General features: G+C 74.1%; 15 protein-coding genes. 10 read left to right on the top strand and 5 right to left on the bottom strand.

The genetic code is table 11. From position 1 onward, the window contains the following. Positions 1-6 precede the first annotated feature (6 nt). Positions 7-1,104, bottom strand: coding sequence for an enolase C-terminal domain-like protein (locus ACIBST_RS41995; protein ID WP_397179087.1), 1,098 nt, complete (start codon positions 1,102-1,104; stop codon positions 7-9). Between the two features lie 102 nt (positions 1,105-1,206). Here ACIBST_RS41995 and ACIBST_RS41990 point away from each other — a divergent pair, with 102 nt between their 5' ends. From ACIBST_RS41990 to ACIBST_RS41980, 3 genes are all read left to right on the top strand, one after another. Beyond that, positions 1,207-1,422 carry a hypothetical protein gene (locus ACIBST_RS41990; protein WP_352324434.1) on the top strand — a complete coding sequence of 72 codons (216 nt, stop codon included), beginning with the start codon at positions 1,207-1,209 and terminating at the stop codon, positions 1,420-1,422. Next, positions 1,419-1,883: a Clp protease N-terminal domain-containing protein gene (locus ACIBST_RS41985; RefSeq protein WP_397179086.1), complete on the top strand. Its 465-nt coding sequence runs from the start codon at positions 1,419-1,421 to the stop codon at positions 1,881-1,883. The genes ACIBST_RS41990 and ACIBST_RS41985 overlap by 4 nt, the downstream gene beginning before the upstream one ends. Before the next feature lie 79 nt (positions 1,884-1,962). Further along, positions 1,963-2,799, top strand: a complete 837-nt coding sequence (locus ACIBST_RS41980) for an SMP-30/gluconolactonase/LRE family protein (RefSeq protein ID WP_397179085.1) — start codon at positions 1,963-1,965, stop codon at positions 2,797-2,799. A gap of 51 nt (positions 2,800-2,850) precedes the next feature. Here ACIBST_RS41980 and ACIBST_RS41975 read toward each other — a convergent pair whose 3' ends face one another. Together ACIBST_RS41975 and ACIBST_RS41970 are read right to left on the bottom strand one after the other, a co-directional pair. Continuing rightward, positions 2,851-3,852 carry a serine hydrolase domain-containing protein gene (locus tag ACIBST_RS41975; protein ID WP_397179084.1) on the bottom strand — a complete coding sequence of 334 codons (1,002 nt, stop codon included), beginning with the start codon at positions 3,850-3,852 and terminating at the stop codon, positions 2,851-2,853. Positions 3,853-4,061: 209 nt separating this feature from the next. After that, complete coding sequence (locus ACIBST_RS41970) at positions 4,062-4,514, bottom strand: MarR family winged helix-turn-helix transcriptional regulator (protein ID WP_397179083.1); 453 nt, start codon at positions 4,512-4,514, stop codon at positions 4,062-4,064. Positions 4,515-4,628: 114 nt separating this feature from the next. Between ACIBST_RS41970 and ACIBST_RS41965 the strand changes: the two genes are divergently transcribed. Beyond that, positions 4,629-4,805: a hypothetical protein gene (locus ACIBST_RS41965; RefSeq protein ID WP_189650423.1), complete on the top strand. Its 177-nt coding sequence runs from the start codon at positions 4,629-4,631 to the stop codon at positions 4,803-4,805. Positions 4,806-5,025: 220 nt separating this feature from the next. Here ACIBST_RS41965 and ACIBST_RS41960 read toward each other — a convergent pair whose 3' ends face one another. Continuing rightward, the gene (locus tag ACIBST_RS41960) at positions 5,026-5,445 is read right to left on the bottom strand and encodes a MarR family transcriptional regulator (protein ID WP_358297465.1); all 420 of its coding nucleotides are present in this window, start codon (positions 5,443-5,445) and stop codon (positions 5,026-5,028) included. A 98-nt stretch (positions 5,446-5,543) separates the two neighbouring features. Between ACIBST_RS41960 and ACIBST_RS41955 the strand changes: the two genes are divergently transcribed. Then, complete coding sequence (locus ACIBST_RS41955) at positions 5,544-7,007, top strand: MFS transporter (protein WP_397179082.1); 1,464 nt, start codon at positions 5,544-5,546, stop codon at positions 7,005-7,007. A gap of 80 nt (positions 7,008-7,087) precedes the next feature. Further along, entirely contained in the window at positions 7,088-8,038 is a 951-nt protein-coding gene (locus tag ACIBST_RS41950; protein ID WP_397179081.1) for a sulfotransferase family protein, read from the top strand. A gap of 128 nt (positions 8,039-8,166) precedes the next feature. Here ACIBST_RS41950 and ACIBST_RS41945 read toward each other — a convergent pair whose 3' ends face one another. After that, on the bottom strand, positions 8,167-9,072 hold the full coding sequence (locus ACIBST_RS41945) for a hypothetical protein (RefSeq protein ID WP_397179080.1): 906 nt from the start codon (positions 9,070-9,072) through the stop codon (positions 8,167-8,169). 197 nt (positions 9,073-9,269) lie between these two features. On the opposite strand from ACIBST_RS41945, the gene ACIBST_RS41940 reads away from it, so the two are divergent. The 4 genes from ACIBST_RS41940 (at position 9,270) to ACIBST_RS41925 (ending at position 12,584) form a co-directional block, all read left to right on the top strand. Further along, entirely contained in the window at positions 9,270-9,746 is a 477-nt protein-coding gene (locus ACIBST_RS41940) for an NUDIX hydrolase (protein WP_397179079.1), read from the top strand. Between the two features lie 117 nt (positions 9,747-9,863). Beyond that, entirely contained in the window at positions 9,864-10,685 is an 822-nt protein-coding gene (locus ACIBST_RS41935) for an SDR family NAD(P)-dependent oxidoreductase (protein ID WP_397179078.1), read from the top strand. A gap of 94 nt (positions 10,686-10,779) precedes the next feature. Then, positions 10,780-11,931, top strand: a complete 1,152-nt coding sequence (locus ACIBST_RS41930) for a sensor histidine kinase (protein WP_397179077.1) — start codon at positions 10,780-10,782, stop codon at positions 11,929-11,931. Next, a complete protein-coding gene (locus ACIBST_RS41925; protein WP_397179076.1) occupies positions 11,928-12,584 on the top strand; it encodes a response regulator transcription factor in 657 nt (218 codons plus the stop codon). Before ACIBST_RS41930 ends, ACIBST_RS41925 begins: the two co-directional genes overlap by 4 nt. The last annotated feature ends 165 nt before the right edge of the window (positions 12,585-12,749 follow it).

Here is a 12,749-nt window from a genome sequence, read left to right as displayed (position 1 = left end):
CTTCCCTCAGGTCACGCGGTGGGGTTCGGCGGCGGCGGCGCGCAGCTCCAGCCCGTGGCCGGGGGCGTCGGGCCGGGGGCGGGCCAGGCCGCCGGAGGGGTCGGCGGCGCCGTCGAACAGCTCCGCCTCGATGCGCTGGTGGTCGTGGAACCATTCGACGTGGCGCAGGTTGGCGGTGCCCGCGGCGGCCGGGAGGTGCAGGTTGGGCGCGCAGTGGGCGGACACCTGGAGGTTGTGGCCCGCGGCGATCGCGGCGGCGGCGAACCAGCCGGTGTAGCCGCCGCAGCGGGTGGCGTCGACCTGGAGGCAGTCGACGGCCTGGGCCTGGCACATGCGGGTGAAGTAGGCGGGGTCGCAGCCGTACTCGCCGGCGGTGACGTCGGGGGCGGCCCGCTCGCGGACCAGCCGCAGTCCGGGCAGGTCGTCGGAGGAGACGGGCTCCTCGAACCAGGTCACGTCGTGCTCGCGCATGCGCTCGGCCAGGCGGACGGCCTGTTTGGCGGTGTAGCCGCCGTTGGCGTCGACGTACAGCTCGGCCCGGTCTCCGATGACGCGGCGGGCCAGGGCGACGCGGTGCAGGTCGCGGTCGGGGCGGGTGCCGGACGACTCGCCGATCTTGATCTTGACGCGGCCGATGCCCTGCTCGTGGACCCAGCGGGCGAGCTGGGCGGTGGTGGCCTCGTCGTCGTAGGTGGTGAAGCCGCCCGAGCCGTACAGCGGGACCTCGGGCCGCGCGGCGCCGAACAGGCGGGTCAGCGGCAGGCCGAGCAGGCGCGCCTTGAGGTCCCACAGCGCCACGTCGGCGGCCGAGACGGCGTAGCCGGCGACGCCGGGACGGCCCGCGTTGCGCACCTGCCGGACCATCGCGGCGTGCAGGGCGGGGATGTCGGCGGCGTCCGCGCCGGTCAGGACGCCGGCCAGCAGCTCGGTGACGACCGAGGCGGCGGCGGCCGGGGCGTAGGTCCAGCCGGTGCCGGTGACGCCCGCGGCGGTCAGCGTGACGACGACCATGGTGGTGGACCGCCACGCCAGCATGCCGTCGCCTTCCGGCTGGTCGGTGGGGATGCGGTAGGCGGCGGCCCCGGCGTTCTCGATCGTGCTCATGACATCCCTGGCCCTACCCGGTGGCTCCCGGTATGACGCATCGGCCCCTGTCCAAGCAACCTGGATTGCCTGTTCCGGGAGCGGACGCCTAGGGTGGCTGGAATGTCAGTCAAGGAGCCCGCGGACGCGCTCGCGGCCGTGGTCGCGCTGCGCCGCCTGGCCGACCAGCTCGAGGACGCCGCCGTGGAGCAGGCGATGCGGGCCGGCTGGAGCTGGCCGCAGGTGGCCGAGGCGCTCGGCGTCACCCGCCAGGCGGTCCACAAGAAGCACGCCAAGCGGCTCATCGCGGCCGGGGTCGAGCTGAGGAGGCGGGCATGAGCGGCGCCTTCGACCGCTACCTGCACGACGTGCTGATCCGGGGGGAGGCCGAGGCGCGCGCGGAGAGCTCCCCCACGATCGAGGCCCACCACGTGCTGCTGGCCATGACGGCGCCGCAGGACACCGCGGCGCGGGCGATCCTGGCCGAGGCCGGGCTCGACCAGGCGGGGGTGCGGGCGGCGCTGCGGCGGGAGTTCGAGCACAGCCTGGCCGCGGCCGGGGTGTCGGCGGACGCCTTCGACCTGCGTTCGACGCCCGCCCCCGAGCGGCGGCCGCAGCTCGGGGCGTCGGTCAAGCTGGCGATCGAGCGGCTGGCCGCCACCCACCGCAAGAAGGACCTGCGGCCGGTCCACGTGCTGATCGGCGTCCTGCAGGCCGAGGTGGGCACGGTCCCGCGGGCGCTGGCCCTGGCGGGGGTCGACCGCGCCGCGCTGGCCGAGCGCGCCCGCGCCGCCCTGTAGATCCGGGCGAGATTCCTTCCCGGCGATGTCGATACGGCCCCCCGCCCTTCGTGTAGAGGGCAGAAGGAGGCATGACGACATGACCGAGACGAAGACATTGGTGACCGGATTGTGCGTGGGCGAGTCGCCGCGCTGGCACGAGGGCAGGCTGTGGTTCTCCCACTGGGGGGTGCAGGAGATCGTCGCCGTCACCCCCGACGGCGAGCGCGAGGTGGTCGCCAGCGGCCCCAAACCCGCCGGGTTCTGCCTCGACTGGCTGCCCGACGGCCGCCTGCTGGTGACCGGCGAGCGCGAGCTGCTGCGCGTGGAGCCGGACGGCACGACGTCCGTCCACGCCGACCTGGGCGGGCTGCCGCCCGGGCCGAACGAGGTCGTCGTCGACGGCCGCGGCCGGATCTACGTGAACTGCGTCGGCTTCGACTTCGGCCGGGCCGACTTCGCGCCCGGCGTGATCGCCCTGGTCGGCCCCGGCGGCGAGGCCCGGGTGGTCGCCGAGGACCTGCACTTCCCCAACGGGATGGTGGTGACCCCGGACGGCTCCACGCTGGTCGTCGCCGAGTCCTGGACGCGGCGGCTGACGGCCTTCGACATCGGCGCGGACGGCGGGCTGTCCGGCCGGCGGGTGTGGGCGCCCGTCGGCGGCGACGGCATCTGCATGGACGCCGAGGGCGCGATCTGGACCCAGGTGGACGACGAGCGGGGGTCCGCCTGCGTCCGGGTGCGCGAGGGCGGCGAGGTGACCGACCGGATCGAGCTCGATCGGGCCTGCTTCGCCTCCGCGCTCGGCGGCCCGGACGGCCGGACGTTGTTCATGACGGTCGCGGTGTTCCCGGGCGTCGAGCGGATGGCGGAGATGTTCGCCGGCCGGACGGGCGAGGTCAGGACGGCCGACGTGGCCGTCCCTGGGCTCGTCTGAGCCGGTGGGGGCCGCGCCCTGGGCTCGTGTGAGCCGGTGGAGGCCGCGCCGTCAGCCGAATTCGGCCTGGAACAGGTCGGCGCAGGTTCCCAGGAAGTCGCCCCAGTCGCCGTTCACGTTGCCGACCAGGGTGTGGGTGCCCTGGCGGTCGCCCATCGCGTACGTCATCGACCCCTGGATGTAACCGCCCCCGCCCCAGAGCGTGACCCCGGACGGGAAGCGCTGGGAGTAGACGCCGAGCCCGTAGCGGGCGCCGGGCACCCAGCCGGCGCCCTCGGTGGGCACGGTGGTGAACATCTCCTCCTGCTGCGCGGGCGGGAGCAGGCGGCCGCCCAGCAGCGCGGCCAGGAAGCGGTGGAGGTCGGCGGTGGTCGAGACCATGCCGCCGGCGGCCCAGGCCCAGGACAGGTCGGCGTCGGTCACGTCGTGGCGGACGGTCTCCCGGCCGGTCTCGTCCTGGCCGGAGTAGTGGCGGGCGTGCGGGTCGCGCAGCCCTTCGCCGGCCGCGGGCAGGTACGTCCCGGTCAGCCCCAGGGGGGCCGCGACGCGGCGGTCGATCTGCTCGGCGAGCGTCGAGCCGGACACCGCCTCGACGATCATCCCGGCGAGGTTGTAGTTGACCTTGGAGTAGACGAACCGCCCGCCCGGCTCCCCGGCGGGCGGCGTCTCCTGGCCGGGGATCGCGTCCGGCAGGCCGCTGGTGTGGTTGAGCAGCAGCCGCGGGGTGATGCGGGCGGCGTCGGCGCCGGGGAAGTACTCCTCGACGACGCCGGGCAGCCAGGTGGTCACGGGGGCGTCCAGGGCCAGGTCGCCGTCGGCCGCCAGGCCCAGCACGACGGTCCCGACGAACGCCTTGGTGAAGCTGCCGACGCGGAAGTGCTCCCCGGGCCCGCGGGGGCGGCCGGTCTCCAGGTCGGCCACGCCCGCGGCGCCGAACCACGGCGGGTCGTCGCCGTCCCGGACCTCGGCCACGACGCCGGGCCCGCGGTCGCCGGCCACCAACTGGTCGAGCACCTGCCGTAACCTCGGACGATCGGCCTGAACCATGGACATGCTGCCTCCAGCGACACGAATGGGACTCGCGAACGCGAGCAACCGTAGTTGACTATCCGATTCACAGTCAACTGCGGTTGCTTATCGGCGCCGCGCGGATGGCGGCGCACCGCGGGCGCGGTCAGGTGTCGCGGCGGGTCCGGGGGCGCGACCGGTCAGGCGTCGCGGCCGGGTCAGGCGTCGCGGCCGGGTCAGGCGTCGCGGCGCGGTCAGGTGTCGCGGCGGGCCGAGGCGATCAGGCGCATCAGCGCGGCGTGCAGGTCCTGGAGCTCGTCGAGGTCCATGCCGAGCCGGGCGACGATGGCCGGCGGGATCTTCTCCGCCTCGGCCCTGAGCTGCCGGCCCGCGGGCGTCAGCGTGACGGCCAGGGCGCGCTCGTCCTTGCTGTTGCGCTCGCGGTGGACGTAGCCCAGCGCCTCCAGCCGCTTGAGCAGCGGGGACAACGTGCCGGGGTCGAGCTGCAGGAGCTCGCCCAGCTCCTTGACCGACAGCGGCTCGTGCTGCCAGAGGGCCAGCATCACCAGGTACTGGGGGTGGGTCAGCCCGAAGGGTTGCAGCAGCGGCCGGTAGAGGCCGATCACGCTGCGCGAGGCGATGCTGAGGGCGAAGCACACCTGCCGGTCGAGCGCCAGCAGGTCTGTCGCCTCTGTCACAGGCTCCATGCGTGTACGCCTCCGATGCCGTCTGGTAACTTACTTTGTGTACAAACTAATAGCCTGCAAATCGATGCCACACAAATCGTACCCGTGGCCGGGCCGCCGAAAGAGGGACACCTCATGTTTCACCGCAAGCCGCTGGAGGAGCGCATCGCCGAGCGCCAGGCCAAACTGCCTCCACTGAAGGAGGGCAAGCACTTCGAGCACGGCCCGGCCAAGTTCGTGTTCGTCACGCTGCTGGTCGTGGTGGTGGTCACGCACCTGGTCGGCCTGGCCATCGTCATGCACTTCGCCTGATCTGCCGGGAACATCCCGGAGGCGGCCGCCGTTACATCCCTCGTGGCCGGTGTGCCCAGTGTCCCCGGGCCTCACCTATCGCCTTCGCGGACTACCGTTCGGCTGGAGCCGCGTTGTGCCCCTCGCCGAGAGGCGACACGCACACCGGTACGCACGCGTTGAGGGCCCCCGCCCGTCCCGGCGGGGGCCCTCACGCGTGTCAGGGCTCGGACGGCCCGGCTCAGGCGCGCGGCCAGGGGCGGCCGGCCAGACGTTCTATGTCGGTGTTGAAGCGCCGCAGGTAGGCGGCGAAGGCGGCGACGTCCTCGGGCGACCAGTCGGCCATCACCTTCTCCAGGCCGCGCACGTTCCGCTCGCGCTCCTCGGTGAGGCTGCGCTCGCCCTCCGCGGTGAGGCGGAACTTGCGGGCGATGCCGCCCTCGGGGTCGGGGATGCGTTCGACCAGGCCGGCGCGCAGGAGGGCCGAGGTGTGCCGGTTGAGGGTGGAGACGTCCAGGCCGAAGGCGTCGCTGAGCTGCCCGATGGACATCGGGCCCGAGCCGTGCAGCCGCCGCAGCAGCAGGTGGGCACTACGGTCGTAGTGCCGGTGCCGGCCGAGCAACATCGTCTCGAACTCGATGAGATGTGTGGGCTTTTCCATCCCAATCCCCCCTTTCGCGAGATATGTGCACCTTACATGAATTGTGTACGTAACACATGATGTGTAGCGTGCACATCCTTCGACGACGGGAGAACAACGTGGGGGGCTCCACATCCACCGCCCGCCCCGGCGGCATCGTCAGCGTGATGGCGGTGGCCGGCATCGTCGCCTCGCTCACGCAGACCCTGGTCGTGCCGCTGATCGGCGAGCTGCCGCGGCTCCTGCACAGCACCGCCTCCGACGCCTCCTGGGTGATCACCGCCACCCTGCTGGCCGGCGCGGTCGCCACGCCGGTCACCGGACGCCTCGGCGACCTGTACGGCAAGCGCCGCATGATGCTCGTCTGCACCGCGCCGCTGATCGCCGGGTCGGCGATCTGCTCGCTGGCCGGCTCGCTCGCCCCCATGATCGTCGGGCGCGGGTTACAGGGCATGGGCATGGGCCTGATCCCGCTCGGCATCAGCGCCCTGCGCGACCTGCTGCCGCCCGACCGGCTCGGCCCCTCGATCGCGCTGATGAGCTCGTCCATGGGGATCGGCGGGGCGCTCGGCCTGCCGGTCTCGGCCGCGGTCGCCGAGTACGCGAGCTGGCGGGCGCTGTTCTGGGGCTCGGCCGCGCTGAGCGTGCTCATCGCGGTGCTGATCCGGGTGCTGGTGCCGCCCACTCCCCCGCTGCCGCGCGCGGGCGCGGCGGGCGGGGCCGGGCGGCTGGACGTGCCGGGCGCGCTCGGCCTCGGCGCGGGGCTGGTGTGCCTGCTGCTCGGGGTCTCCAAGGGCGCCGACTGGGGCTGGACGGGCGGCGCCACGCTCGGACTGCTCGGCGCGGCCGCACTGGTCCTGCCGGCATGGGCCTGGTGGGAGCTGCGGGCCGCGGAGCCCCTGGTGGACCTGCGGGTGACCGCCCGGCGGCAGGTGCTGCTGACCAACCTCGCCTCCATCCTGGTCGGCTTCTCGATGTACGCCCAGGCGCTGATCGTCATGCAGATCCTCCAGCTTCCGGCGGCCACCGGGTACGGGCTGGGCCAGTCGATGCTGGCCGCCGGACTGTGGATGGCCCCCTCCGGCCTGGTGATGATGGCGGTCTCGCCGCTCGGCGCCCGGCTGTCGGCCGCCCGCGGCCCGAAGGTCACCCTGATCGCCGGGAGCCTGGTCATGGCGCTCGGCTACGGCTCCTCGACGGGCCTGCTGGGCTCGGCCTGGGGCATGCTGGTCGTCACCTGCGTGTGCAGCCTCGGCGTCGGCCTGGCCTACGGGGCGATGCCCGCCCTCATCATGGGCGCGGTGCCCCGGTCGGAGACGGCCGCGGCCAACAGCTTCAACACCCTGATGCGCTCGATCGGTACGACGGTCTCGGCCGCGGTCGTCGGCGTGATCCTGTCGCAGCTGACGATCAGGCTGGGCGCGCACACGCTGCCGTCGGAGGCCGGCTTCCGCACCGGGATGCTGGTCGGCTGCGGGGCGGCGCTGGCCGCGGCGGCCGTCACCATGGCGCTGCCCGGCCGTCGCGGCGGCCGGACGTCCGGGGACGAGAGCGCCGCGTCCGTCTCGCCCGCCCGCCGGTGACGTCGCGGGAGCCTCTTGGCTTCCTACACTTTTGGTAGGAAAATCAGGCAATATCGGTTCTCGTCACTGGGAGGACGACGGTGCCCTTGCCTGATTTCCTGATCGCGGGAGTGCCCAAAGCGGGGACGACGGCGCTGCACACCGCGCTGCACCCGCACCCCGACCTGTTCCTGTCGCCCATCAAGGAGCCGAAGTTCTTCCTCACCGACGGGCCACCGCCCGGACGTGGCGGACCGGGCGACGCCGAGACCTACCGGGAACACGTCTGGCGGCGCGCGGACTACGAGGCGCTGTTCGCCGCCGCTCCCCCCGGCACCCTCGCCGGCGAGTCCACCCCCTTCTACCTGTACGACCTGGACGCCCAACGCCGCATCCGGGAGACGATCCCGCACGTCCGGCTCATCGTGAGCCTGCGCGACCCGGTCGAGCGGGCCCACTCCAACTGGACCCACCTGTGGTCGGCCGGGCTGGAGCCGATCGGCGACCTCGTCCGCGCCTGCGAGGCCGAGCCGGAGCGCATCGCGGCCGGATGGGCGCACTTCTGGCACTACACCGCCCTCGGCCGGTACGGCGGGCAGCTCGCCCACCTGTTCACCCTGTTCCCCCGCGACCAGGTGCTGATCTTCCGCTACCGGGACATCGTGGACCGTCCGGCCGAGACCCTGGACCGCATCTGCGGCTTCCTCGGCGTGCGGCAGGGGCTGCTCACCGGCGTCCCGAGGGAGAACGTGACCGCGCACCCCGACCCCGGCGCGCTGCACGCGCTGCTGTCCACCCTGCGCCGCACCCTTCCCGCGTCCCTGTCCGGGCCGCTGGAGCGGCTGCTCCAGCGGCGGGGCCGGGCCCGACGGCCGCTGGAGTGGGCCCAGCGGCAGCGGCTGATCCCCTACTTCGCGGCGGACGTCGAGCTGCTCCAGCAGGTCACCGGCGAGGACTTCAGCGACTGGCTGCGGCCGCGGGAACGTTCGGGCGGGCTGGTCGGCAGCCGGCCGCCCGGCCAGCGCCAGGCCAGAAACGGCCGCGCCCCCTGACCCCGCGCCCCGACCGCGGCCCCTCTGACCGCGGCCCCTGACCGCGACGCCGCCCCGGGACCGGGCCGGGACCGATCCGGTTCCGGCCCGGTCCCGGGCCGCGAGCGGGCCAGCCGGTCCCGGGCCGGTCAGCGGGGCGGGCGGAGTTCCGTGCGCAGGTCGTGGGCTCCGTCGGCGCGGGTGTACTCGTAGTAGAGCCGCAGGGCGCCGTCCGGCAGGTCGACGAAGGTGAGGTAGCGCAGGCCGCCGCCGTGGTGCGGCGACATCGCGGCGGGCCGGTCGCCCAGGGCGGCCAGCGCGTCGGGCTCGGCGCCCACGGCCACGCCCGTACGCTCCTCGTAGTTCTCCTCCGCGCTGCCGCGGCCGTCGTAGAAGGCCACGACCCGGTCGCCGTCGAAACGCACGGCGCTGATCCGGACGCCGCGGGCGTCCCACAGGCCGGTGCGGCCGGTCAGGGCGGTGCCGTGCCAGGTCCAGTCCAGGCCGTCGGCGCTGGTGGCGTAGTCGGTCACCATGCGGTCGGCCTCGTCGGGGTCGGCCAGCGGGTGGCAGGAGGCCCACAGGTGCCACACGTCGCCGCGCCGTACGATCACGGTGTCCTTGACCCCGGTCTTGGGGTCGCCGGGCAGCACCGTGGTGCGGGTGCGCGGGTCGAACGCGGCGGGGTCGGCGGCCTCGACGACCTCCACCCGCCAGTGCTTGGTGCCGGGCGTGGCGCAGCTCAGGTACAGCCGCCAGCGTCCCTGCGGGGTGCGGACCAGGGCGGGCCGCTCCAGCGACTCGGCGTCCATCTCCTCGCGGGTGATCGTGGTCAGCGGCTCGAAACGCTCGCCGTCGGACGAGCGCGCGACCACGACCGCGTACCCGCGGCCCTCGCCGACCGGGCGGCGCAGGCGGTAGGCGAGGTAGATCAGCCCGTCCGCGGCGACGGCGCTCGGCGCCCCGGCCCAGTGGCCGTGCGCCGGGACCGGCGGCTCGACCGCCACGACGGCGCGGCCGGGATCGGGCAGCAGGGCGTTCTCGTCGATCGACATGGAACCGAGGCTAGGCCAGGACGTGAAGCCGGACATGGCTGCTTACCTCTCCTTGGGATTATCCTTATTACCTATAGACTTTATGGGTTATGGTCGTCCGCCGCATGCCCGGCACGCCGGAAACGTCGTTCCGCGTCCCGGGGCGGGCGGTGCGCAGCGGCCTCCGGCGGCCGGCGTCCGGTGCTTATGCTGGGCGGATGCCAACCCCTGAGTTCGTCCTCGCGCTGCGCGAGAAGATCGGCAACGAGCCGCTGTGGCTGTCCGGGGTGACCGCGGTCGTGCTGCACCAGGACCAGGTGCTGCTGGTCCGCCGGAGCGACACCGGCGCCTGGACGCCCGTGACCGGCATCATCGACCCGGGCGAGCAGCCCGCCGACGCCGCGTTGCGCGAGGTGGCCGAGGAGACCGGCGTACGGGCCGTCGCGGAACGGCTGGCCCTGGTGCACGTCACGCGCGAGGTCACCTACCTCAACGGCGACCGGGCCCGCTATCTGGATCTGGTGTTCCGCTGCCGCTGGCGGTCCGGCGACCCTTACCCGGCCGACGGCGAGAACAGCGAGGCCCGCTGGTTCCCCCTGGGAGCGCTGCCGACCCTGAGCCCCGACATGCAGGCCCGCCTCGACGCCGCCCTCGACGACGCCCCAGCCGCCCGCTTCCTCACCACGGACGGCTGACCGCGCGCCCTCACCGCGCCATCCGCTGACCGCGTGCCTTCCACCGCGGGCCGCTCGGCGTGGCGGGGCGGCGCTTCGCGATCTATGGTGGGGGCCGGATGCGGAAGGATGGGGCCCATGGCGGGAAAGACCATCGTCCTGACCGGCGCCAGCGACGGCATCGGCCGCGCCGCGGCACGCGTCCTGCGAGAGCGGGGCGACGAGGTCGTCCTCGTCGGCCGGTCGGCCGGCAAGACCGCGGCGCTGGCGAAGGAGCTGGCGGCCGACCACCACGTGGCCGACTTCGCGCGCCTGTCAGAGGTACGCGAGCTGGCGGCCACCCTGCTCGACCGCCACCCGGCCATCGACGTGCTGGTCAACAACGCCGGGGCCATCATGGGCTCGCGCACCACCACGCCCGACGGCCACGAGGCGACCTTCCAGGTCAACCATCTGGCGCCGTTCCTGCTGACCACCCTGCTGCTGCCCCGGCTGCTGGCCGACGGCGGCACGGTCGTCACGACGTCCAGCCTGCTCAACACCCGCGCCCGGCTCGACCTCGACGACCTCGACGCGGTGCGCCGCTACTCGGGCAGCCGGGCGTACGCCAACTCCAAGCTGGCCAACATCCTGTTCACCCGCGAGCTCCAGCGCCGCCACGGCCCGGACGGCCTGGCCGCGGCCTCCTTCCATCCCGGCGTGGTGGCCACCAACTTCTCCGGCGGCGGCGACAGCGCGGCCCGGCTGCTCTACCACACGCCGCTGAAGCGGTTCCTGCTCACGCCCGAGCAGGGCGCCGACACCCTGGTCTGGCTGGCCACCTCGCGGCCGGGCGCCGACTGGGCCCCGGGCGGCCACTACGAGAGGCGCCGCCCCTCGGCCGTCCACCGCCTGGCGGACGACCCCGACCTGGCCCGACGTCTGTGGGAACGCAGCCAGGAGCTCGTCGAGCCCGCCTGAACGGTCCCGCGGCCACGGGTGTGAGCGCCGGGCCGACCCCGTCATGCCGGTGTTAGGTCGGTGGCGGCATCCTGGAGTCCCCGGAAGGAGACAGATGCCGCCACGTCCCAGGCTGCCCGCACGTACGGTGCGGCTGCGCTTCACCCTCCTGTACGGCGGGCTGTTCCTCGCCTCAGGCGCGGGCCTGCTGGTCCTGGTCAACCTCGTCGGCACGCCGCTGTCGCGGACCCAGCCGGTGCCGGGCGGGCCCGGCGGCCGGCCGGCCCCGGCCGCCGCCGCGGAGCACATCGCCCTGCTCCAGGCCCAGCTCGCCGACGTGCACGCCACGCAGTCGCGTCAGCTCCTGGCGGGGTCGGTGCTCGCGCTGGCCGTCATGGCCGTGGTGTCGATCGTGCTCGGCCGGGTGGTCGCGGGCCGGGTGCTGCGCCCGCTGCGTACGATCACCGCCGCCACCCGCCGCATCTCCGCCGACAACCTGCACGAACGCCTGGCCGTCCCGGGCCCGGCCGACGAGGTCAAGGACCTGGCCGACACCATCGACGGGCTGCTCGCCCGGCTGGAGGGCGCCTTCGCCGCGCAACGCCGGTTCGTCGCCGACGCCTCGCACGAGCTGCGCACCCCGCTGGCCACCATGCGGGCGCGGCTGGACGTGACCGTCGCCAAGCCGGACCCCGTACCGACGCAGACGCTGGCGCTGGCCGACCGGCTGCGCACCGACCTCGACCAGGTCGACCGGCTCCTGGAGGGCCTGCTCGCGCTGGCCCGCGCCCAGCACGGCAGCCTGCCCGACGCCGCGGCGATCACCCTCGACGACCTGGTGCGGCACACCATGGACGCCCGCGCCGCCGACCTCGCGGCCCGCCGCCTCACCCTGGACGACGAGGGCGTCGCGGAGGGCGTGCGGACGCGGGGCAGCGTCGCGCTGGTCACGCGGATGGTGCACAACCTCGTCGACAACGCGATCGTCCACAACCAGGAGGGCGGCTGGATCAGGGTCGAGGCCGCGGCCGACGGGCGGTGGGCACGCCTGGTCGTGGAGTCCGGCGGGGACCGGCTCGACCCCGGGCAGGTGGCGCGGCTCGGACGGCCGTTCCAGCGGCTCGGCGCGGACCGCACCGGGTCGGGGGACGGCTCGGGGCTCGGCCTGTCGATCGTCGCGGCCGTCGCGCAGGCGCACGGCGGCGGCCTCGACCTCGCGGCGCGCCCCGAGGGCGGGCTGCGCGCCACGGTTCGGCTGCCGGCATGAGGGTGCTGGTGGTGGAGGACGCGCGGGCGCTGGCCGCCGTGCTCGCCGAGGGCCTGCGCGACCAGGGCATGGCCGTGGACGTCGCCCACGACGGGCTGGAGGCGGCGGCCAAGCTCGACCTCGCCCCCTACGACGTGGTGCTGCTCGACCGCGACCTGCCGGGCATCCACGGCGACACCCTCTGCCAGATGCTCACCGACCAGGACGAACGCCCCATGGTCCTGATGCTGACCGCGGCCGGCTCGCCCGGCGACCGGGTGAGCGGGCTGACCCTGGGCGCCGACGACTACCTGGCCAAGCCCTTCCACTTCCCTGAGCTGGTGCTGCGGGTGAGGGCGCTGGCGCGCCGCCGTCCCGGCGCCCGGCCGCGCACGTTGCGCGGGGCCGGGATCGAGCTCGACCCGCAGCGGCACACCGTCACCCGGGACGGACGTCCGGTGGAGCTGTCGGTCAAGGAGTTCGCCGTGCTGGAGGCGCTGCTGCGCGCGTCGCCCGGCTTCCTGAGCACCGAGGCCCTGCTCGAACAGGTCTGGGACGAGCACGCCGACCCGTTCACCAACACCGTGACCGTGACCGTCGGCCGCCTGCGCCGCAAGCTGGGCGACCCGCCGGTGATCAGCACCCGGCCGGGCGTGGGGTACCGGATCGGGTAGCGGGGCCGTCCGCGCTCTGCCCGACGGGGGCGGTGGGTGGTGCGCAAGGTCAGACCACGGGCTGATGCGCGGCGGGGTTCCGTCTGCGATCGTGAGGACCGCCGGGGGCACCTCGGCGTTGATCGTCCGCGAGACGGGGCCGGTCCGCCCCTGGTGACAGACAGG

This window comes from Nonomuraea sp. NPDC049684, assembly GCF_044465345.1.
GTDB lineage: Bacteria > Actinomycetota > Actinomycetes > Streptosporangiales > Streptosporangiaceae > Nonomuraea.
This window is presented reverse-complemented; position numbering and strand designations above follow the sequence as displayed.

Coding starts and splice junctions, on each gene's coding strand:
- ACIBST_RS41930 (WP_397179077.1), top strand. CDS start 10,780: ATGCCGCCACGTCCCAGGCTGCCCGCACGTACGGTGCGGCTGCGCTTC.
- ACIBST_RS41945 (WP_397179080.1), bottom strand. CDS start 9,072: ATGTCGATCGACGAGAACGCCCTGCTGCCCGATCCCGGCCGCGCCGTC.
- ACIBST_RS41940 (WP_397179079.1), top strand. CDS start 9,270: ATGCCAACCCCTGAGTTCGTCCTCGCGCTGCGCGAGAAGATCGGCAAC.
- ACIBST_RS41965 (WP_189650423.1), top strand. CDS start 4,629: ATGTTTCACCGCAAGCCGCTGGAGGAGCGCATCGCCGAGCGCCAGGCC.
- ACIBST_RS41975 (WP_397179084.1), bottom strand. CDS start 3,852: ATGTCCATGGTTCAGGCCGATCGTCCGAGGTTACGGCAGGTGCTCGAC.
- ACIBST_RS41995 (WP_397179087.1), bottom strand. CDS start 1,104: ATGAGCACGATCGAGAACGCCGGGGCCGCCGCCTACCGCATCCCCACC.
- ACIBST_RS41935 (WP_397179078.1), top strand. CDS start 9,864: ATGGCGGGAAAGACCATCGTCCTGACCGGCGCCAGCGACGGCATCGGC.
- ACIBST_RS41980 (WP_397179085.1), top strand. CDS start 1,963: ATGACCGAGACGAAGACATTGGTGACCGGATTGTGCGTGGGCGAGTCG.
- ACIBST_RS41970 (WP_397179083.1), bottom strand. CDS start 4,514: ATGGAGCCTGTGACAGAGGCGACAGACCTGCTGGCGCTCGACCGGCAG.
- ACIBST_RS41960 (WP_358297465.1), bottom strand. CDS start 5,445: ATGGAAAAGCCCACACATCTCATCGAGTTCGAGACGATGTTGCTCGGC.
- ACIBST_RS41985 (WP_397179086.1), top strand. CDS start 1,419: ATGAGCGGCGCCTTCGACCGCTACCTGCACGACGTGCTGATCCGGGGG.
- ACIBST_RS41925 (WP_397179076.1), top strand. CDS start 11,928: ATGAGGGTGCTGGTGGTGGAGGACGCGCGGGCGCTGGCCGCCGTGCTC.
- ACIBST_RS41990 (WP_352324434.1), top strand. CDS start 1,207: ATGTCAGTCAAGGAGCCCGCGGACGCGCTCGCGGCCGTGGTCGCGCTG.